General features: G+C 71.8%; 16 protein-coding genes. 10 read left to right on the top strand and 6 right to left on the bottom strand.

Annotated features, from left to right (window positions below):
* Window positions 1-1,872 (top strand): alkaline phosphatase, encoded by a 1,872-nt coding sequence (locus tag C1N74_RS12835; protein ID WP_103843229.1) that lies wholly within the window; start codon window positions 1-3, stop codon window positions 1,870-1,872.
* A gap of 75 nt (window positions 1,873-1,947) precedes the next feature.
* Window positions 1,948-2,928, top strand: a complete 981-nt coding sequence (locus tag C1N74_RS12830) for a hypothetical protein (protein WP_064955116.1) — start codon at window positions 1,948-1,950, stop codon at window positions 2,926-2,928.
* Window positions 2,929-2,951: 23 nt separating this feature from the next.
* Here C1N74_RS12830 and C1N74_RS12825 read toward each other — a convergent pair whose 3' ends face one another.
* Complete coding sequence (locus tag C1N74_RS12825; RefSeq protein ID WP_137750667.1) at window positions 2,952-4,199, bottom strand: acyl-CoA dehydrogenase family protein; 1,248 nt, start codon at window positions 4,197-4,199, stop codon at window positions 2,952-2,954.
* A gap of 46 nt (window positions 4,200-4,245) precedes the next feature.
* Window positions 4,246-4,911, bottom strand: a complete 666-nt coding sequence (locus C1N74_RS12820; protein WP_137750666.1) for a TetR/AcrR family transcriptional regulator — start codon at window positions 4,909-4,911, stop codon at window positions 4,246-4,248.
* A gap of 61 nt (window positions 4,912-4,972) precedes the next feature.
* On the opposite strand from C1N74_RS12820, the gene C1N74_RS12815 reads away from it, so the two are divergent.
* A complete protein-coding gene (locus C1N74_RS12815; protein WP_137750665.1) occupies window positions 4,973-6,496 on the top strand; it encodes an FAD-dependent oxidoreductase in 1,524 nt (507 codons plus the stop codon).
* A gap of 9 nt (window positions 6,497-6,505) precedes the next feature.
* Here C1N74_RS12815 and C1N74_RS12810 read toward each other — a convergent pair whose 3' ends face one another.
* From C1N74_RS12810 to C1N74_RS12800, 3 genes are all read right to left on the bottom strand, one after another.
* A complete protein-coding gene (locus tag C1N74_RS12810; RefSeq protein WP_137750664.1) occupies window positions 6,506-8,200 on the bottom strand; it encodes a long-chain-fatty-acid--CoA ligase in 1,695 nt (564 codons plus the stop codon).
* Between the two features lie 109 nt (window positions 8,201-8,309).
* On the bottom strand, window positions 8,310-8,918 hold the full coding sequence (locus tag C1N74_RS12805; protein ID WP_137750663.1) for a DUF4304 domain-containing protein: 609 nt from the start codon (window positions 8,916-8,918) through the stop codon (window positions 8,310-8,312).
* Window positions 8,919-8,988: 70 nt separating this feature from the next.
* Entirely contained in the window at window positions 8,989-9,489 is a 501-nt protein-coding gene (locus C1N74_RS12800) for a hypothetical protein (protein WP_064955110.1), read from the bottom strand.
* A 112-nt stretch (window positions 9,490-9,601) separates the two neighbouring features.
* Between C1N74_RS12800 and C1N74_RS12795 the strand changes: the two genes are divergently transcribed.
* The 4 genes from C1N74_RS12795 (at window position 9,602) to sucD (ending at window position 13,694) form a co-directional block, all read left to right on the top strand.
* Window positions 9,602-10,864 (top strand): sensor histidine kinase, encoded by a 1,263-nt coding sequence (locus tag C1N74_RS12795; RefSeq protein ID WP_258317927.1) that lies wholly within the window; start codon window positions 9,602-9,604, stop codon window positions 10,862-10,864.
* Window positions 10,861-11,463 carry a DNA-binding response regulator gene (locus C1N74_RS12790; RefSeq protein ID WP_023955690.1) on the top strand — a complete coding sequence of 201 codons (603 nt, stop codon included), beginning with the start codon at window positions 10,861-10,863 and terminating at the stop codon, window positions 11,461-11,463. Before C1N74_RS12795 ends, C1N74_RS12790 begins: the two co-directional genes overlap by 4 nt.
* A 134-nt stretch (window positions 11,464-11,597) precedes the next feature.
* The gene (gene sucC, locus C1N74_RS12785) at window positions 11,598-12,764 is read left to right on the top strand and encodes an ADP-forming succinate--CoA ligase subunit beta (RefSeq protein ID WP_071919175.1); all 1,167 of its coding nucleotides are present in this window, start codon (window positions 11,598-11,600) and stop codon (window positions 12,762-12,764) included.
* Between the two features lie 27 nt (window positions 12,765-12,791).
* A complete protein-coding gene (gene sucD / locus C1N74_RS12780; RefSeq protein ID WP_023955687.1) occupies window positions 12,792-13,694 on the top strand; it encodes a succinate--CoA ligase subunit alpha in 903 nt (300 codons plus the stop codon).
* 79 nt (window positions 13,695-13,773) lie between these two features.
* Here the strand turns inward: sucD and C1N74_RS12775 are convergent, their stop codons facing one another.
* Window positions 13,774-15,210 (bottom strand): NCS2 family permease, encoded by a 1,437-nt coding sequence (locus C1N74_RS12775; RefSeq protein ID WP_023955684.1) that lies wholly within the window; start codon window positions 15,208-15,210, stop codon window positions 13,774-13,776.
* An 80-nt stretch (window positions 15,211-15,290) separates the two neighbouring features.
* On the opposite strand from C1N74_RS12775, the gene C1N74_RS12770 reads away from it, so the two are divergent.
* From C1N74_RS12770 to purH, 3 genes are read left to right on the top strand one after another with little or no spacing between them, the layout of a single operon-like run.
* A complete protein-coding gene (locus tag C1N74_RS12770; RefSeq protein ID WP_137750661.1) occupies window positions 15,291-16,577 on the top strand; it encodes a DUF6350 family protein in 1,287 nt (428 codons plus the stop codon).
* Between the two features lie 4 nt (window positions 16,578-16,581).
* Window positions 16,582-17,196: a phosphoribosylglycinamide formyltransferase gene (purN, locus tag C1N74_RS12765; RefSeq protein WP_023955679.1), complete on the top strand. Its 615-nt coding sequence runs from the start codon at window positions 16,582-16,584 to the stop codon at window positions 17,194-17,196.
* A 39-nt stretch (window positions 17,197-17,235) separates the two neighbouring features.
* Window positions 17,236-18,840: a bifunctional phosphoribosylaminoimidazolecarboxamide formyltransferase/IMP cyclohydrolase gene (purH, locus tag C1N74_RS12760; protein ID WP_023955677.1), complete on the top strand. Its 1,605-nt coding sequence runs from the start codon at window positions 17,236-17,238 to the stop codon at window positions 18,838-18,840.
* Window positions 18,841-18,880 lie beyond the last annotated feature (40 nt).

Raw genomic sequence — 18,880 nt, 5'->3', positions numbered from 1 at the left:
ATGCACCGGAGAGCGCATACGCGCGCCTGCACCCTGACCGCGACGAGCGTCGCCGCCGGTCTCGTCCTCGCGTCGGTCCCGGCCGTCGCCGCGAGCGCGGCCGATGCCGACGCGGCATCCGTTCCGAAGAACGTCATCCTGATGATCTCGGACGGCGCAGGCTACAACCAGTTCGACGCCGCGAGCCTCTACGAGCACGGGACGAGCGCGCACCAGGTCGCCGTCGATCCCGCGACCGGCGCGATCGCGCATGAGGCGGCCACGCCCGGTCAGGTCTACGAGACCTGGCCCGTCCAGGTGGCCCAGTCTCACTACTCGGCGTCGGGCCGGGCGGAGTACGTCACCGAGAAGGCGTGGGGAGACTTCGGCTGGGTCGCCTCGGGCGCCACCGACTCCGCCGCGGCGGGCACGGCACTCGGAACCGGCGTGAAGACGAACAACGGGACGCTCGGCTTCGCACCGGGCGGTGATCGCCTGCTCACCGTGGGCGAGCAGGCGCAGGAGGTCGGGAAGAAGGTCGGGCTCGTCACCTCCGTACCGTTCAACCACGCCACCCCCGCGGGCTTCATCGCCCACAACGCCGACCGAAACGACTACCAGGGCCTGGCCGCCGAGATGATCGACAGCGGCGTGGACGTCCTGATGGGCGGCGGGCACCCGATGTACACCGACGCACACGAGCCCCGCCCCGCCGACTGGACGTGGATCGCGCAGCGCGACTACGAGCGCGTCTCGACCGGAGCGACGCCGTTCACCTTCATCGAGGACAAGGCCGACTTCGACGCTCTCGCCGCCGGCACCGCCGTCCCCGACAAGGTGTTCGGTCTCGCGCAGGTCGCCGAGACCCTGCAGTACAACCGCCCCGGGCTGGCGAACGACACCGCGCTGCCGTACACCGATCCGGCGAATGACGTCGCCGACCTCGACACTCTCGCCCGGGGAGCGCTGAACGTGCTCGACACGGGCGACGAGGGCTTCTTCCTCATGGTCGAGGGCGGCGCGGTCGACTGGGCCGGCCACGCGAATCAGACCACGCGCCTCGTCGAGGAGCAGATCGCCTTCAACGACGCCGTCGAGGCCGTCGAGTCGTGGGTCGAGGAGAACAGCAGCTGGGACGAGACGCTCGTCATCGTCACCGCCGACCACGAGACCGGCTACCTCGCCGGCGCGGGTGCCGGTGCCGAGACCGGATGGACGCCGATGACGGGGGCAGCGGGGCAGCTCCCCGACCTGACGTGGCACTCGGGCGGCCACACGAACGCGCTCGTCCCGCTCTTCGCCAAGGGTGCCGGGGCCGACGTGCTCGAAGCCCGGGCCGACCAGTGGGATCTCGTCCGCGGCGCCTACCTCGACAACACCGCGATCGGCGAGACGATCTTCGACGTCCTCGGCCACGGCGAACGCAGCTCGGCGGACGCGGTCGCGCTCGAGGCCACGATCGCCGGCCAGCCGGCGGACGGCGCGCTCAGCCTGAGCGTGGCCGGACACGGGGAGCGCGTCTCGTTCGGCGGTTCCGGGGCGGATCTGGATGCCACGCTGCCGCTCGTGACCGTCGCCGACACGCGCAACGAGGTCCGCGCCCAGGGGCGTGGCTGGACGCTCGCGGGAACGGCGACGGACTTCGTGGCCGGCAACCGCACGCTGTCGGCTGAAAACCTCGCGTGGGCGCCGCGCATCGTCCGATCCGAGGCGGGTGCCGCCGCGGGCGGCCGGGCGACGCTCGCCGCGCCCGCGACGCTCGCCACCGCCGACCGGACGTCGCGCCTGGGCTCGACGGTGATCGGGGCCGATCTGGATCTGACGGTCCCGGCCGACGCCGCGGGCGGCCGGTACGGCAGCGAGATCACGCTCACCCTGTTCGCCCAGGACTGACCGGTCCGCGCGACAGCGATGCATCGGCGGGGGCGGGCTCCGGCCCGTCCCCGCCCCCAGCTCACCGGAGACCTCATGCCCCGCATCCTTCCCGTCCGTGCCGTGCTGCTGGCGGTCGGCGTGCTCGCCGCGCTCACGGCATCCGCGTCGCTCGCCGTCGTCCCGGCATCGGCCGCGGCGCCGGAGCCGCCCGCGATCGAGTGGGGCGTCGTCCCCGCCGACGCCGCCGGCCCCGACGGCCGCGTGTCGCTGCGCCACACGATCGACCCGGGCGCCGCGATCACCGATGCCATCGCGGTCACCAACCATTCCGTCGAGCCCGCGGTGTTCACCGTCGCCGCCGGTGACGGCGTGGTGGGCGCGGACGGCGCGTACGACGTCCGTGCCGACGATCCGGAAGCGGGCGGCGCGTGGATCGACGTCGGCGGGCTCGACGGCGACGGCCTCGCGCTCGCTGCGGGCGAGACCCGTGTGCTCCCGGTCACGATCACGGTGCCGGCGGATGCGACGCCGGGAGATCACCCCGCGGGGATCGTCGTGGGGCTCAGCGCCGAGGGATCGGGGGTGACGGTGACGCACCGCGTCGGGGTGCGCGTGCACCTGCAGGTCGCCGGTGACATCGCTCCGGCGCTCCGCATCGACGCGGCCACCGCGAGCTTCACGCCCTCGTGGATCCCCTTCGCTCCCGGCACCCTGACGGTGGAGTACCAGGTGACCAACATCGGCAACGTCCGCTTCGGGGCCAGCGGTGCCGCCGAGGCTGCGGGCCCGTTGGGGCTTCTTCCCGGCGGTGGCGTCGCCGAGGCGTTCGAGGTGCTGCCCGGCGGCACGGCGACGCAGCGCATCGAGCTGCCGCTCGCGCCGCTGTTCCTCGCCGCCGGCGAGGTCACCGTGACCCCGATCTCGCTCGGCGACGATCGGGTGCCGCTCCCCGAACCGGCATCCTCGGGGTTCTCATCACCGGCCGTGCCGTGGTCGTCGATCGCCGTCCTCGCGGCGGGTGCGGGGATCATCGCGCTCGCGGCGGTCATCGTGGTGCGCCGGCGCGCGCGCTGAGTCGCAGTTCGCCGGCCGGCGGCTCAGGCGAACGCGCCGACGCCCGTGATGTCGCGGCCGAGCAGGAGGGCTTGGACGCTCTCCGTGCCCTCGTAGGTGTGGATGGCCTCGATGTCGGTCATGTGCTGCATGACGCCGTTCTCGAGCAGGATGCCGTTGCCCCCGAGCAGATCGCGCGCGATCTGCGCGATCCGTCGCGCGGCCCGGGTGTTGTGGTACTTCGCCAGCGAGGCCTGGGTGGGACGCAGGCCGCCCGAGGTCTCGAGGTCGGCGAGGCGGCGGCAGTAGAGCTGCATCGCGGTGAGCTCGTCGAGCATCTGAGCCAGCCGCTCCTGCACCATCTGCGAGCGGGCCAGCGGACGCCCGAACTGGATGCGCTCGCCGGCGTAGGTGACGGCAGCCTCGTAGCACGCGGTCGCGTGACCCAGCGCCGACCACGCGACCCCGGAACGCGTGGCGTAGAGCACGGTCGAGGCATCCCGGAACGAACGAGTCCCCTCGAGGACGGCATCGGCCGGCAGCCTCACATCGCGCAGCGCCACGTGAGCCTGATGAATGCCGCGCAGCGACGCCTTGCCCGCGATGACGGTGCCGGTGTAGCCCGGGCGGTCCTGCTCGACGAGGAAGCAGCGCACCGCACCGTGCAGCTCGTCGCCCTCATCGTCGACCCGAGCCCACACGAACGTGATGCCGCCCGACGCCCCGTTCCCGATCCACTTCTTGGCCCCGCGCAGCACCCACTCGTCGCCCTCGCGACGGGCGACCGTCTCGAGCGAGACCGAATCGGAGCCGTGGTCGGGCTCGGTGAGCGCGAAGGCGCCCAGCACTTCGCCCGCGGCGAGCGGTCGCAGCCAGCGCTCCTGCTGAGCGGGGGAGCCGAAGAGGGCGAGGGTGCGCAACGCGAGCCCGCCCTGCACCGCGTGCGCCGTGCCGAGCGAACCGTCGCCGCGGGAGATCTCCATCGTCACCATGCCCGCGCCGAGTGGCGTGATGCGCGTGAGCTCGGGGTGGTCGATGCCGTCGACGAAGAGATCGAGCTCGCCCATCCGGCGGACGAGGTCGAGGGGGTAGGTCGCGGCGTCCCAGGCGTGCTGCATCCGCTCGCCCACCTCATCGACGAAGGCCCGGGCGCGATCCCAGGCGGCGCGGTCTTCGTCGTCGACGTCGGCGAAGACGCCGTAGTAATCGGTGTCACGGCGGCCCGTGAGGGCGTATGACGCGACGCGCTCGCCGGGGAGCGCGTCGAGGTGACGGTCGGCTTCATCGCTCATGGCATCCAGTATCACCCCGAATGACACTGGGTGTCACCACATCTGTTCAGGAGAGGTCGGCGCGGAGGCGGCGGGTCACCTCGGCGAGCGGCATCCGGCGCGGGAAGACGGCCACCACGACGTCGTCGTCGGCGGGTGCCCCGCCGTCGGGATGCACGCCGAACCGACGCAGCAGATCATCGAGCGCCGCTTCCACCGTGGCCCGCGTGACGGCGTCCTCGCCGCGGAGGAGCCGGCGCAGGACATGGTTGTGCACGGCGGTCACCGCGGCGCTGAAGGCGACGGTCTCGGCGGGATCGAGGTCGGGCAGACGCCCGCGCAGATGATCGCCGAAGAGCCGCTCGTACCGGAAGACCATCACGATCTCGCGCTCGCGCAACGCCGGGACTCCGCGGACCACGCGATAGCGGCGCCGCGCCAGCTCGACGTCGGCGGCGAAGTGGTCGAAGGCCGCGAGGGCGGCGTCGCATACGGCCCGCCACGGGCTCTCGTTCGGCCTCTCGAGCAGCTCGCGCAGAGCCGCGATCGCGACGTCGTGGTCGGCGAAGACCACATCGTCCTTGCCGCCGTACTGCCGGAAGAACGTCGAGCGCGACAGGCCGCCGGCCCGCGCGATGTCGTCGACCGAGGTGCGCTCGTACCCCTGCTCGTCGAACAGCGCGACCGCCGCGGCCACGAGAGGGTCGCCGGGGGTGCGGGGGGCCTCGGTCATGGGCACCGAGCCTAGTGTCAAGTCGCTTGCCGCCGTCCGGTGCGCGGCGTTGACTGCGGGAATGACCGCGCTGTGGAAGTCCGACGTCGCCGTGCCCGCCGGAGCGCCGTTCGAGCCGGGACGGCGCCACGACGTGGTCATCGTGGGGGCAGGGCTGACCGGCCTCGCGACGGCGCTCGAGCTCGTCCGCAGCGGGATGGACGTCGCGATCGTCGAGCGCGGCGGCATCGGCGAGCTCGCCTCGGGCTCGAACACCGGCAAGATGTCGCTGTTGCAGGGCACGACGCTGTCGTCGCTGCGCCGGCACCACCCGGCATCCCTCGTCCGTGCCTACGTCGACGCGAACCGCGACGGCTTCGAGTGGATCACCCGGGCCGCCGACGAGCTCGGGGTCTCGACCACCACCCGCACCGCGTACACGCACGCCCAGGGCGCCGAGGGTGTCGCGGCCGTGACCGACGAGTACCGGGCGGCTCGAGAGGCGGGCCTCGACGTGCGACTCGCGGGTGCCGACGAGCTCGCCGCCGGCCCCGTCCGCATGACCAGCGCCGTCGCTCTGGACGAGCAGCGCGCGATCGACCCGATGAGCCTGTTGACGGCACTGGCGACCGCTTTCGTCGCGGCCGGAGGCCGGCTCCACCTGGGCACGGCCGTGCGACGGGTGCGGGTCGTGCCGCGGCCGCGGATCGACACCGAGGCGGGGCCGCTGTTCGCCGAGAAGATCGTGCTCGCCACGGGCGCGCCCATCACCGACCGCGGGCTGTACTTCGCCAAGGTGAGCGGCATGCGGTCGGCGTGCGTCTCGTTCGACCTCGAGGGCGAAGTGCCCGAGGGCATGTACCTGTCGGCCGACAGCCCCACCCGGTCAGTGCGCACCGTGACGGCGGCAGACGGTGCGGGCGGCCCCGAGCGGTCGCCGCAGCTCGTCGTGGGCGGCGCCGGACACCCCGTCGGCCGGACCGACAGCGAGCTCGCGAAGCTCGAGGAGCTCGTCGCGTGGGCTCGGGACACGTTCCCCGTGGGCGCGGAGACCCACCGCTGGTCGGCGCAGGACTACACCTCGCACAACCTCGTGCCGTTCATCGGCGCGATGCCCCGCTCGCTCGGTCGCGTTCGGTTCGCGACCGGATACGCCAAATGGGGGCTCACGAACGCGCCCGCGGCGGCGCTGCGGATCGCCAGCGAACTCCGCGGGGAGAGGATGCGCGAGCGCCCGACGTGGATGACGGTGATCGGCACGCGGCTGACGGTGCCCGCGGATCTCGCCCGCGGCGCGGCCGAGAACGCCAAGATCGGCGCCGTCGCGGCGCGCGGCTGGGCCTCGGCCGCGAGGCGGTCCACCCCGGTGGCGCAGCCCGCGGAGGGCGAAGGAACCGTCGCGCAGCACCATGCCCGGCCGGTGGGCGTCTCGACGATCGACGGTCAGACGCGGGCGGTCAGCGCGATCTGCCCCCACCTGGGCGGCGTGCTGGAGTGGAACGACCTCGAGTGCACGTGGGACTGTCCCCTGCACGCGTCGCGGTTCACCCCGGACGGCGAGCGCATCGAGGGTCCCGCCTCGACGGGCCTGCGGCGTCTGCGCTGACCCGAGCGGTCAGTCCCGCGCGAGCAGCTGTTCGCGCACCTGACGTCGCAGCACCTTGCCGATGAGCGACCGGGGAAGGTCGTCGACCGCGACGATCCGGCGCGGGACCTTGTACGCGGCCAGGCGCGTCCGGCAGAAGTCGCGCAGACCCTCGACGTCGAGCTCGGCCCCATCGCGCAGCACGACCGCGGCGACGACTTCCTCTCCGCCCGAGGAACGGGGAGCGGCGACGACGGCCGCGGCCTCGACGTCGGGGTGCGCGTGCAGGGTGTCCTCGACCTCGCTGGGTGAGACGTTGAACCCGCCCGTGATGATGAGCTCCTTGAGCCGGTCGACGATCGTGACGAAGCCGTCGGGCGAGACGACGGCGATGTCTCCCGTGCGCAGCCAGCCGCCGGGAAGCAGTGCGTCCGCGGTCTCGGCGGGGCGGCGCCAGTAGCCCGAGAAGACCTGGGGGCCGCGCAGCAGCAGCTCGCCCTCCTCGCCCGGTTCGCGGTCGACCGAGGGGTCGTCGGGGTCGACGATGCGGATGTCGGTGCTCGGGAACGGCACTCCCACCGTGCCGGGACGGCGGGAGGGGCCCATGGGATTGCCGAGCGCGACGGGGGAGGACTCGGTCATGCCGTAACCCTCGACGAGGAGCCCGCCCGTGGTGTCCTCCCACCGGCGGACGGTGGCGACCGGCAGGCTCATCGCTCCCGAGATCGCGAACCGCACGCGTGACAGGTCGATCGCGCCACGCGATGCCGCACGCGCGAGCTGGTCGTAGATCGGCGGCACCGCGGGGAGGAACGTCGGCGGGCTCTTCTTGGCGGCGTCCGCCATGAGGCCGACGTCGAACTTCGGAAACAGCACGAGCTTCGCCCCGATGCTCATCGCGAAGGTCAGGCAGAGCGTCATGCCGTAGGCGTGGAAGAGCGGCAGGACGCCGTAGAACGTCTCCTCGCCCTCGACGAGACCGGGAACCCATGCGCGACCCTGCATGGCGTTCGCCCGCAGGTTGCGGTGGCTCAGGACGGCGCCCTTGGGGATGCCGGTCGTACCGCTGGTGTACTGCAGCAGTGCCGTGTCGTCGAGCGTCGGTCCCGCCGCACGACGCGACAGGGGGCGGTGTCGGACGAGCTTCGACCACGGCAGCGCATCCTTCGCTCGCGGCTTCGCCGTCAGCTGGGCGCGCGACTCCCGCGCTTTCGCGATCGGCAGGCGGAGCAGCATCCGCTTGCCGCGCGGCAGCGCCTCGGTGACGTCGACGCTGATGATGCGCTCGACCCGCAGGTCGGTCGGGAAGTCGGCGATGGTGTCGACGGTCTTGTCCCACACGATCGCGAACCGTGCGCCGTGGTCCTCGAACTGGTGGCGCAGTTCACGCGCGGTGTAGAGGGGGTTGTGCTCGACGACGATCGCGCCGAGGCGCAGTGCCGCGTAGAACGCGATGACGTGCTGCGGGCAGTTCGGGAGCACGATCGCCACCCGGTCGCCCGCGGTCACCCCCAGCCTGCGCAGGCCTTCCGCGGCGCGGTCGACGCTCTCGCCGAGCTCGCGATACGTCGTGGTGGCGCCGAAGAACTCCAGGGCGGTCCGGTTGCCGTGTCGGGCGACGGTCGCGGCGAGCATCTCCGGCAGGGTCTGCGTCACCTCGTCGATCTCGGCGGGGACGCCGTCGGCGTAGGCCGACAGCCACGGGCGGGACTCGAGGGCGGTCATGTCCCCATCCTGCATTCCGCGACATGCCCGCCGCTGAATACGGCGCCGGTTTCGCGCCGATCGGCCGGTCCGCGAGAGGGGCGGTCCCGTGGCGCCGCGTCCGCGCGGGTCAGACCGCGACGGCGACGCCGTAGCGCTCGCCCACCCGCACGAACCCGGCGAGGAGGCTGGGCCAGCGCTCCTCGTGCCCGAAACCCACGTGCGCCTGCGCCAGCTGGGCCTTGCGTGCCGCGTCGTCGCCGGCGGCGCACCACCAAGCGAACAGATCGAGGTCGAGGCCCGCGCCCGACTCCTGCTTCGCCAGGGCGAGTCCCTCGGCGGAGTCGATGCGCTCGAGGTGGTCCGCAAGCGTGCCGATCGCCTCGTGCAGACGCGGCACGAGCTCGTCGTCGGACCACGTCTCGAGGTCGATCCATTGCGCCGGCCATCCGACGATGTCCTCGAATCGACGGCGGTACTGCGGCGTGGCGCGCGAGAGGGGTGAGGGCGCTGTCCTGCCGATCGCCTCGTCGAAGCCCGCGACGTACACGGCGCCCTCGACGTACACGCGGAGGTGGCCAGCGGCGTTCCCCTGGCTGCGCTGCAACGTCACCTCGTGGAGCACCCCCGGCGTCTCCCGAGTCCAGACCAGACGCTTCTTGCGGTACCCGCGAGGCTTGAGCACCGGGACGACAGTATTGGCCACGAGGGCGTCGAGGCGTTCTTCGAGCGCGGTCATCGTCGTCTCCTCGGTGTCGGTGTCGGTGTCAGTGTCGCCGAGCGGAGCCTATCGGGCGTGCTCCGCCGCGTCAGGTCGCGACGTAGAGCACACCGGTGATGAACAGCGTGATGATCGTCGTCCACATGACGATCGCCGCTCCCTGCCACAGCAGGACGGTGCGAGGGGGCACTCCGGTGGCGGTCAGGGCGGCCGCGGTGAACTGCGTGGGCAGCAGAAGCGGACCGAGCAGGCTCACGCCCGGGGTGCCGTAGCGGTGGTACGCCTTCTGGAACTTCTCGCTGCGGGCCGACTTCGGCTTCTCGGGGGCCCCGCCGCGCGTGGTGACGGCGGTGCGCACGCGGGCGGCCACGAGCACGACGACGGCGACGCAGACGAAGTTGCCGATGGCGCCGGCCAGGGCGGCGACGACGGGGTGGATGCCGCCGATGATGCCGATGCCGGCCGCGCCTTCGCCCTCGATGAACGGCACCGCGCCGGCGAGGGCGACGATGACGGGCTGAAGGATGTCGGGCATCCGGGCCACGAGGTCCTGGAAGCCGAGGATGAGGTCTGCGAGGGGGTTGGTCATGGATCCATCCCAGCGGCGCCCGGAAGTCCGCGGCAGTGTCGGGGCGTCACCGGTGCCCGGGAGGTTCCGCGACCCGGACCGTGACAAACGTCATGGCCGTACTGTGGGCCTCGTGAACGACCGCGACCCCCGCACGGCATCCGCGCCGCGCCGCACGGCACTGGCCCGTGAGGTCGCGGCCACCTCGTGGTACATCGCCGTATCCATCGTCTTCTTCATGATCTCGGCGCTCGGCATCTGGAGCCTGTGGGCGCTGCAGGTCCGCACCCGCCTGGAGGACCCGGCGGTGATCGTCGGGTACGCGGCCGGCTCGGTCGCCGTCCTGGTCTCGACGGTCGTGCTGCTCGTTCGATACCGCACCGACGGCGACGTGGGGGAGGCCGATCGTCCGCCTCGCCTGCGCCGCTTCCTGTCGTGGCCGGTTCTTCTGGGCGTGGCGGGGTCGTTGCTCCTCGGCGCGACGACGATGACGGTGCTGTTCGGGGCCTCGGTCCTCGCGACGATCCTGTGCCTGGTGCGCTGGGGGCCCGGCATCCGCTGGCGGGGCGTGATCCTCGTCGAGGCAGCGCTCGTCGCGCTGTGGTTCGCGGAGCGGGCACGTATCGAGGGCGCCCTCGCGGGCGTGGGCTCGCTGACGTTCGCGCTGCTCGTCTTCGCGGTCGCGCTGCCGGCGTCCATCGCCCTGTCCCTGTGGTCGTGGGATGTCGTGCTCGAGCTCGACCGTGCGCGCGCGACCGAGTCGCGCCTCGCCGCGACGCAGGAGCGGCTGCGCCTGGCGGGCGAGCTGCACGACCTGCAGGGGCACCATCTGCAGGTGATCGCGCTGCAGCTGGAGCTCGCGGAGCGGATGCTGGGGCGCGACCCGGATGCCGCGGGCGAGCAGATCCGCCTGGCCCGCGCCTCCGTCGACGCAGCCCGCACGGGCACGCGCGAGCTCGCCGGGCGCTTCCGCGGCGTACCGCTGCCCGACGAACTGGCCAACGCCGCCGACCTGCTGCGCGCGGCCGGACTCGCGGTGCGGCTCGACGTCGCGGCCGACGCGGTGCTCGCGCCCGCCGACATCCTCGGCCCCGTGATCCGGGAGTGCACGACCAACGTGCTCAAGCACGGCGGTGGTCGATGGGCGGAGCTGAGGCTCGATCGCGAGGGCGGGTACTGGCGCGTCGCCTTCGCCAACGACCCGGGGCCGGATTCCGCGCTGGGGGCGGGCTCGGGCCTCGCCGGCATCGCGCACCGGGTCGGGGTGGCCGGCGGCGACCTGCGATCCCGCCGTGAAGACGGGCGGTTCGAGGTCGTCGTCTCGGTCCCCGCGGGAGCGCCCGGCACTGCCGCTGGCGCGACCCGGGAGCCGGCGGGCGAGGGGATGCCGGGATGATCCGCGTGCTCATCGCCGATGACGAGGACATGATCCGTTCGGCGCTCGCCGCGCTGCTGCGTCTCGAGGACGACCTCGAGGTGATCGCCGAGTGCCGCGACGGCGAGAGCGCGGTGGAGCGAGCGCTCGAGCTGCGTCCCGACGTCTGCCTGCTCGACCTCGAGATGCCGGGCATCGACGGGGTCGAGGCGGCCGCCCGCATCCGGCAGCGGGTGCCGGCGCGCTGCGTCGTCGTCACCCGGCACGCGCGGCCCGGCGTTCTCCGCCGCGCGCTGAGCGCCGGCGTCGACGGCTTCGTGCCGAAGTCGCGCCGCGCCGACGACGTCGCCGCCGTCATCCGCGAGGTTGCCGCCGGGCGGCGCTACGTCGACCCCGAGATCGCCGCTGATGCGCTGAGCGACGAGCGCAGCCCCCTCACCGACCGGGAACTGGACGTGCTGCGGGCGGGTGCCCGAGGGGAGACGATCGCCGAGATCGCGGCGACGCTGCATCTGTCGGCGGGCACGGTCCGCAACCACGTCTCGTCGGTGCTGGGCAAGCTCCATCTCGCCACCCGGCAGCAGGCGGCGATCATGGCGCGCGAGCGCGGCTGGATCTGACGCCGTCCCCTCCGTTCGGCGGGGATCGGGCACGGGGCCGTCAGACACGGGTAGTAGGCTTTCCGATCGGGCGATATCTCGACATCGAGATTTCTCACGCCCCATCACCCACCGTCGCCCAGCGAAGGATTGCAGTGGACCTTTACGAGTACCAGGCCCGAGACCTGTTCGAGAAGTACGAGGTGCCGGTGCTCGCCGGCATCATCGCCGACACCCCTGAGGAGGCGAAGGCGGCGGCCGAGAAGATCGGCGGCGTCGTGGTCGTCAAGGCTCAGGTCAAGACCGGAGGTCGCGGCAAGGCCGGCGGCGTCAAGGTCGCCAAGACCCCCGACGAGGCGTTCGCCGCGGCCGAGGCCATCCTCGGCCTCGACATCAAGGGCCACGTGGTCCAGCGCGTCATGGTCGCGCAGGGCGCCGACATCGCCGAGGAGTTCTACTTCTCGGTGCTGCTCGACCGCGCCAACCGCTCGTACCTGAGCCTGTGCTCGGTCGAGGGCGGCATGGAGATCGAGGAGCTCGCCGTCGAGCGTCCCGAGGCGCTCGCGCGCGTCGAGGTCGACCCTCTGCAGGGCATCGACAAGGCCAAGGCCGTCGAGATCGCCCGCGCCGCGAACTTCCCCGAGGACCTCGTCGAGAAGGTCTCGGACGTGTTCGTCAAGCTCTACGCCGTCTACACGGGCGAGGGCGCGACCCTCGTCGAGGTGAACCCGCTCGTCCGCACGGGCGCCGGTGACATCGTCGCCCTCGACGGCAAGGTCTCGCTCGACGAGAACGCCAGCGAGGTCCGCCACCCCGAGCACGAGGAGCTCGAGGACAAGGGCGCCGCCGACCCGCTCGAGGCCAAGGCCAAGGAGTCGGGCCTGAACTACGTCAAGCTCGACGGTCAGGTCGGCGTCATCGGCAACGGCGCGGGCCTGGTCATGTCCACCCTCGACGTCGTCGCCTACGCCGGCGAGAAGCACGGCGGCGTCAAGCCCGCCAACTTCCTCGACATCGGTGGTGGCGCCAACGCCCAGGTCATGGCCTCGGGTCTGGACGTCATCCTCGGCGACGAGCAGGTCAAGAGCGTCTTCGTCAACGTCTTCGGCGGCATCACCTCGTGCGTCGCCGTGGCGGAGGGCATCGTCAAGGCGCTCGAGATCCTCGGCGATTCGGCGACCAAGCCGCTCGTGGTGCGTCTCGACGGCAACCAGGTCGACGAGGGCCGCGCGATCCTCGCCGACGCGAACCACCCGCTCGTGACCCTCGCCGCCGGTATGGACGAGGGCGCCGACAAGGCCGCCGAGCTGGCCAACGCCTGAGCTCCGGACGCGAAAAGGACCAACGACATGTCTATCTACCTCAACAAGGACTCCAAGGTCATCGTCCAGGGCATCACGGGCGGTGAGGGCACCAAGCACACCGCGCTGATGCTCAAGGCGGGCACCAACATCGTCGGCGGCGTGAACGCGCGCAAGGCCGGCACCACGGTCTCGCACACCGACGCCGACGGCAACGCCGTCGAGCTGCCCGTGTTCGGCTCGGTCGCCGAGGCGATCGAGAAGACCGGGGCCGACGTCTCGGTCGCGTTCGTGCCGCCCGCGTTCACCAAGGACGCCATGGTCGAGGCCATCGATGCCGAGATCCCGCTGCTGGTCGTCATCACCGAGGGCGTTCCCGTCGGCGAGTCGGCCGAGGCCTGGGCGTACGCGAAGTCGAAGGGCAACAAGACCCGCATCATCGGGCCGAACTGCCCCGGCATCATCACGCCCGGCGAGGCTCTCGCGGGCATCACGCCGGCGAATATCACGGGCAAGGGCCCGATCGGCCTCGTGTCAAAGTCGGGCACCCTGACCTACCAGATGATGTTCGAGCTGCGCGACCTCGGGTTCTCGACCGCCATCGGCATCGGCGGCGACCCGATCATCGGCACGACGCACATCGACGCTCTCGCGGCGTTCGAGGCCGACCCCGAGACGAAGGCCATCGTCATGATCGGCGAGATCGGCGGCGACGCCGAAGAGCGCGCGGCCGAGTACATCAAGGCGCACGTCACCAAGCCGGTCGTCGGCTACGTCGCGGGCTTCACCGCCCCCGAGGGCAAGACGATGGGCCACGCCGGCGCCATCGTCTCCGGCTCGGCGGGAACCGCGCAGGCGAAGAAGGAGGCCCTCGAGGCCGCCGGTGTCAAGGTCGGCAAGACGCCGTCCGAGACCGCCGCGCTCATGCGGGAGATCATCGAGAAGCTCTGACGCTTCCCGGACACGACGAAGGGGCGGATGCTGCGGCATCCGCCCCTTCGCTGTTCTCCGAAGCGGCCTTCGGCGGCTATCAGACCCCGAGCAGCGCCTCGAGGGGGCCGCGGGCGAAGAAGATCACGAAGCCGCCGGCGACGACCCACAGCAGCGGGCTGATCTGCTTGACGCGTCCCGACAGCGCGTTGACGAGCACCCACGAGATGAACCCCGCGCCGATGCCGTTGGCGATCGAGTAGGTCAGCGGCATGACGGTCGCCGTGAGGAACACCGGCAGCAGGACGCGGAAGTCGGTCAGGTCGATGTGCGCGATCTGCGACAGCATCATCGCTCCGACGATGACGAGCGCTGCGGCGGCGACCTCGGTCGGGACGATCGAGGTCAGCGGGGTGAAGAACATCGCGAGCAGGAAGACGAGGCCCGTCACGACGTTCGCGAGTCCCGTGCGCGCCCCCTCGCCGATGCCCGAGCCGGACTCGACGAAGACCGTGGCCGACGACGAGCTCGTCGCGCCACCCGCGATCGCCCCGACACCCTCGACGATCAGCGCCGACTTGATGCGCGGGAAGTCCCCCTTCGCGTCGGCGAGGTTCGCCTCCTTCGCGAGTCCCGTCATGGTGCCCATCGCGTCGAAGAAGTTCGAGAAGACGAGCGTGAAGACGAGCATCACGAGGGTCACGATGCTGACCTTGCCGAGGTCGAAGCCGAAGTCGACGGCGCCGATGAGGCTCAGATCGGGGACGCTGACGGGAGAGCCGGAGAGCGCCGGGACGGTCAGTCCCCACCCGCCGGGGTTCTCGGTCGCCGCGCCGAGGTGCCAGATCGCCTCGACGACGATCGACAGGACCGTGCCCGTGACGATGCCGATGAGCATGCCGCCCTTGACCTTGCGAGCGACGAGGACGCCGGTCAGCAGGAGGGTGATGACGAACATCAAGGTCGGCACCGATGCGACAGAGCCGCCGACACCGAGACCGACCGGGGGAGAGGCCTGTCCGGTCGAGGTCACGAAACCAGAGTTGACGAAGCCGATGAACGCGATGAACAGGCCGATGGCCACCGTGATCGCGAGCTTGAGCTGCACGGGGACGGCATCGAAGATGAGCTTGCGCAGGCCGGTGGCAGCCAGCAGCACGATGATGACGCCGTTGATCATGACGAGCGCCATCGCCTCGGCCCACGTGACCTCGCCGACGACGCCGAACGCGACGAAGGCGTTGATCCCGAGCCCGGCCGCGAATGCGAAGGGGAGGCGGGTGATGAGACCGAACAGGATCGTCATGACGCCCGCGGTCAGCGCGGTCGCGGCGCTGACCGCCGCGAAGTCGAGGCTCGTCCCCGCCACATCCGGCTTGCCCGACAGGATGATCGGGTTCAGGATGACGATGTAGGCCATCGTGACGAAGGTCACGAGGCCGCCGCGGACCTCCGTGCCGATCGTCGAGCCGCGTCGGCTGATGTCGAAGAAGCGGTCGATGGCACCCTGGGGCGCGCGCGATTGCGTAGTGTTCACAAAATCCTCCGAGAAGACGGTAGCGCCCCCGCGCGCGTCAGCCCGACACGCACAGACTCGCTGGGTAGGGTCGATCAGGCATGAATCGCCTGCTCGTCGCCCTCCTCTCCGCCTTCGACGCCCTCGTCGCGGTGGCCGTCGGCGTTGCCGCGGCCCTGGCGCCGCTGACCGTCCTGTGGGCGGTCGCCTTCGGCGGGGGAGCCGACTGGTCGTCGCTCTGGCCCGCGTCGGTGCGTCTGTGGCAGTTCGGCAATCTCGTGCCGCTGCAGGTGACCCTTCCGCAGGAGTACACGGTCGGAACCGGGATCGGCACGGACGCCGTCTCGTTCTCGCTCTCGCTGCCGCCGCTCGCGGTCGCGCTGCTCATCGCCCTGTTCGCCGCACGCTCGGGCGCGCGCGCCGCCGGAGCCGGCGCCGGATTCACCGGGGTGCTCGCCGGAACGCTGACGGTCGCTGTCGCCTCGGCCGTCGTGGCCGCCACCGCCGCAACCCCGTACGCCGTCGTCGAGACCTGGCAGGCCGTTCTGCTGCCCACGCTCGTCTTCGCCGTTCCCGCCCTGCTCGGCGCCGTGACCCGCGCGTGGCGCGACGGTGACGACGGGCCCGTCGACTCGCTGTTCGTCCGGCTCGACCGCACCGGCTATGCGGCAGCGGTGTCGGCCGGCGCCCGCGGGCTGGCGATCGCCGTCACCGGCTTCGTCGGCGTCGGAGCATTCCTCGTCGGGGTCGCTGTGCTCGTGCGCGGCGGAGAGATCGTCTCGCTGTTCCAGGCGGCCAACGTCGATGCCATCGGTGCGACGGTCGTCACCCTCGGCCAGGCGGCGTATCTACCGACCTTCTTCGTGTGGGGCGGAGCGTTCGCCGCAGGCCCCGGGTTCTCGCTCGGCGCCGGCTCGACGGTGGCGGCTTCCGGCACCCAGCTGGGCGTCGTGCCGGGGATTCCGGTGCTCGGAGCGATACCGCCGACGACGCCGCCCGTGCTCCTGCTCGTCGCCTTGCTCTTCGTCGCGGTCGGATTCGTCGCCGGTGCTGCGGCGCGCCGCCGTCTGCCCGCGCCGGCATCCGCTCTTGCCGCCGACCCCGTCCTGCCCCGCCTGGCCGCCGCGGCGATCGTGGCAGTCGGGGGCGGCGTCGCCGCCGCCGTGCTCTCTCTCCTGGCTTCCGGTGCCTTCGGGCCCGGACGACTCGACCAGATCGGCCCGTCGGCCGGTGCGGTCGGCCTCGCGTTCGCCGTCGAGATCGGCATCGGTGTGACGATCGCGCTCCTCGGCCCGCGCTCGTCACACCGCGTCGACACGCGCGAGGAGGGCGCCGCAGCGGGGGATGACGACGCCGCACGGCTGGCCGGAACGGCGCGGGTAGAGTAGGACGGTGCTGACGGTCGCGGTCCTCATCTCCGGTGGCGGGTCGAATCTGCGGGCCCTCCTGGATGCCGCGGCCGAGCCCGGCTTCCCGGCCCGTGTGGTGGTCGTCGGAGCCGACCGGCCCGCCGACGGCCTGGCTCATGCCGACGCCTTCAACATCCCGACCTTCGCGGTTCCGTTCCGGGAGTACGCGACGCGGGAGGAGTGGGGCGACGAGCTCCTCCGCCAGCTCGAGGCCTGGGCTCCCGACCTCATCGTGCTCAGCGGTCTCATGCGTCTGCTGCCGGCCGCCGTCGTCGACGCATGGTCGCCCCGCATCATCAACACCCACCCGGCGTACCTCCCCGAGTTCCCGGGCGCCCACGGTGTTCGCGATGCTCTGGCCGCAGGCGCCGATCGGACCGGCGCGAGCGTCATCGTCGTCGACGCCGGCGTCGACACCGGACCGATCCTGGCGCAGGAGCGCGTTCCCGTCCTGCCCGGCGACGATGAGACGACGCTCCACGAACGCATCAAGCCCGTCGAGCGCCGTCTGCTGATCGATGTCGTCCGCCGCATCGCGACCGGCGAGATCGACCTCGCCGCGCCCGCTTCCCCGAACCCGACCGCTCCGACGGCCTGACGCACCGCAGGCCCCACACCGCACCCGAGGAGAACCGCCATGGCCGGACCGAGCCACGACCCCGCCCTCTACCGCGCGCGCGACCTCGTCGCCGTCCGCCGCGCGCTCATCTCGGTGAGCGACAAGACCGACCTCCTGCCGCTCGCGCAGGCCCTCGCCGACGCCGGTGTCGAGATCGTCTCGACCGGCGGTTCGGCGGCGCTCCTGCGCGACGCCGGTCTGACGGTGACCGATGTCGCCGAGGTCACCGGGTTCCCCGAGTCGCTCGACGGACGCGTCAAGACGCTGCACCCCGGCGTGCACGCCGGGCTTCTGGCCGACCTGCGTCTCGAGAGCCACGAGACCCAGCTCGGAGAACTCGGCATCTCGGCGTTCGATCTCGTGGTCGTGAACCTGTACCCGTTCGTGGAGACCGTGGCGTCGGGGGCTGCGCCCGACGACGTCGTCGAGCAGATCGACATCGGCGGACCCGCCATGGTGCGCGCCTCGGCCAAGAATTTCGCCAACGTCGCGATCGTCGTCTCACCCTCGTCGTACCCCGCGATCATCGAGTCGGTCGCTGCCGGTGGCACGAGCCTCGCGCAGCGTCGCGACCTCGCCGCCCGCGCCTTCGCGCACACGGCCGAGTACGACCGGGCCGTCGCGACGTGGTTCGCCGAGTCGACGCTCGAGGGCGACGAGCTGCCGCAGCACCTGACGATCCGCGCCGAGCGCCTGGCCACGCTGCGCTACGGCGAGAACTCGCACCAGCGCGCCGCGATCTACACGCGCGCGGGCGGCCACGGCATCGCCCAGGCCGAGCAGCTGCAGGGCAAGGAGATGTCGTACAACAACTACGTCGACGCCGATGCCGCCCTGCGCGCCGCCTTCGACATGGTCAAGCCGGCCGTCGCGATCATCAAGCACGCCAACCCCTGCGGCATCGCCGTCACCGCCCCGCAGGCGCTCGACCCCATCGCGTCCGCGCACCTGCGCGCGCACGAGTGCGACCCGGTGTCGGCCTTCGGCGGTGTGATCGCCGCCAACCGTACCGTCACGCTGAAGATGGCCGAGAACCTCCGCGACATCTTCACCGAGGTGATCGTCGCCCCCGACTTCGAGCCCGAGGCGCTCGAGGTGTTCAAGCTGAAGAAGAACCTGCGGGTGCTGCGCCTGCCCGCCGACTGGCGGCAGGAGCGCATGGACGTCCGCCTCGTCTCGGGCGGGCTGCTGCTGCAGGACGCCGACCGGTTCCCCGACGACATCGAGTCGGTCGCGAAGGACTGGCAGCTGGTCTCGGGCGAGCGCCCCGACCCCTCCGAGCTCGAGGGCATGATCTTCGCGTGGAAGGCGTGCCGGGCCGTCAAGTCGAACGCGATCGTGCTCGCCCAGGGCTCGGCGACGGTCGGGATCGGAATGGGCCAGGTCAACCGCGTGGACTCGTGCCGCCTGGCGGTCGAGCGCGCGGGCGACCGTGCGGCCGGCTCGGTCGCGGCATCCGACGCCTTCTTCCCCTTCGCCGACGGCCCCCAGGTGCTCATCGACGCCGGGATCAAGACGATCATCCAGCCCGGCGGCTCGGTGCGCGACCAGGAGGTCGTCGACGCGGCTCGCGCGGCGGGAGTGACCATGTTCTTCACGGGCGAGCGCCACTTCTTCCACTGACACGCCGGCGTCTTCCGCTGACCGTTGCGGGCCCGTCGAG

The sequence above is a fragment of the Microbacterium sp. SGAir0570 genome, from assembly GCF_005491085.2.
GTDB lineage: Bacteria > Actinomycetota > Actinomycetes > Actinomycetales > Microbacteriaceae > Microbacterium > Microbacterium arborescens.
The sequence above is the reverse complement of the archived record's forward strand: the minus strand, read 5'-3'. Positions and strand labels throughout refer to the sequence as shown.

What these genes read in the sequence shown, in the direction of transcription:
- C1N74_RS12830 (WP_064955116.1), top strand. Translation starts at nt 1,948, where the DNA reads ATGCCCCGCATCCTTCCCGTCCGTGCCGTGCTGCTGGCGGTCGGCGTG.
- C1N74_RS12820 (WP_137750666.1), bottom strand. Translation starts at nt 4,911, where the DNA reads ATGACCGAGGCCCCCCGCACCCCCGGCGACCCTCTCGTGGCCGCGGCG.
- C1N74_RS12835 (WP_103843229.1), top strand. Translation starts at nt 1, where the DNA reads ATGCACCGGAGAGCGCATACGCGCGCCTGCACCCTGACCGCGACGAGC.
- purH (WP_023955677.1), top strand. Translation starts at nt 17,236, where the DNA reads ATGGCCGGACCGAGCCACGACCCCGCCCTCTACCGCGCGCGCGACCTC.
- C1N74_RS12815 (WP_137750665.1), top strand. Translation starts at nt 4,973, where the DNA reads ATGACCGCGCTGTGGAAGTCCGACGTCGCCGTGCCCGCCGGAGCGCCG.
- C1N74_RS12790 (WP_023955690.1), top strand. Translation starts at nt 10,861, where the DNA reads ATGATCCGCGTGCTCATCGCCGATGACGAGGACATGATCCGTTCGGCG.
- sucD (WP_023955687.1), top strand. Translation starts at nt 12,792, where the DNA reads ATGTCTATCTACCTCAACAAGGACTCCAAGGTCATCGTCCAGGGCATC.
- C1N74_RS12810 (WP_137750664.1), bottom strand. Translation starts at nt 8,200, where the DNA reads ATGACCGCCCTCGAGTCCCGCCCGTGGCTGTCGGCCTACGCCGACGGC.
- C1N74_RS12770 (WP_137750661.1), top strand. Translation starts at nt 15,291, where the DNA reads ATGAATCGCCTGCTCGTCGCCCTCCTCTCCGCCTTCGACGCCCTCGTC.
- C1N74_RS12805 (WP_137750663.1), bottom strand. Translation starts at nt 8,918, where the DNA reads ATGACCGCGCTCGAAGAACGCCTCGACGCCCTCGTGGCCAATACTGTC.
- C1N74_RS12800 (WP_064955110.1), bottom strand. Translation starts at nt 9,489, where the DNA reads ATGACCAACCCCCTCGCAGACCTCATCCTCGGCTTCCAGGACCTCGTG.
- C1N74_RS12825 (WP_137750667.1), bottom strand. Translation starts at nt 4,199, where the DNA reads ATGAGCGATGAAGCCGACCGTCACCTCGACGCGCTCCCCGGCGAGCGC.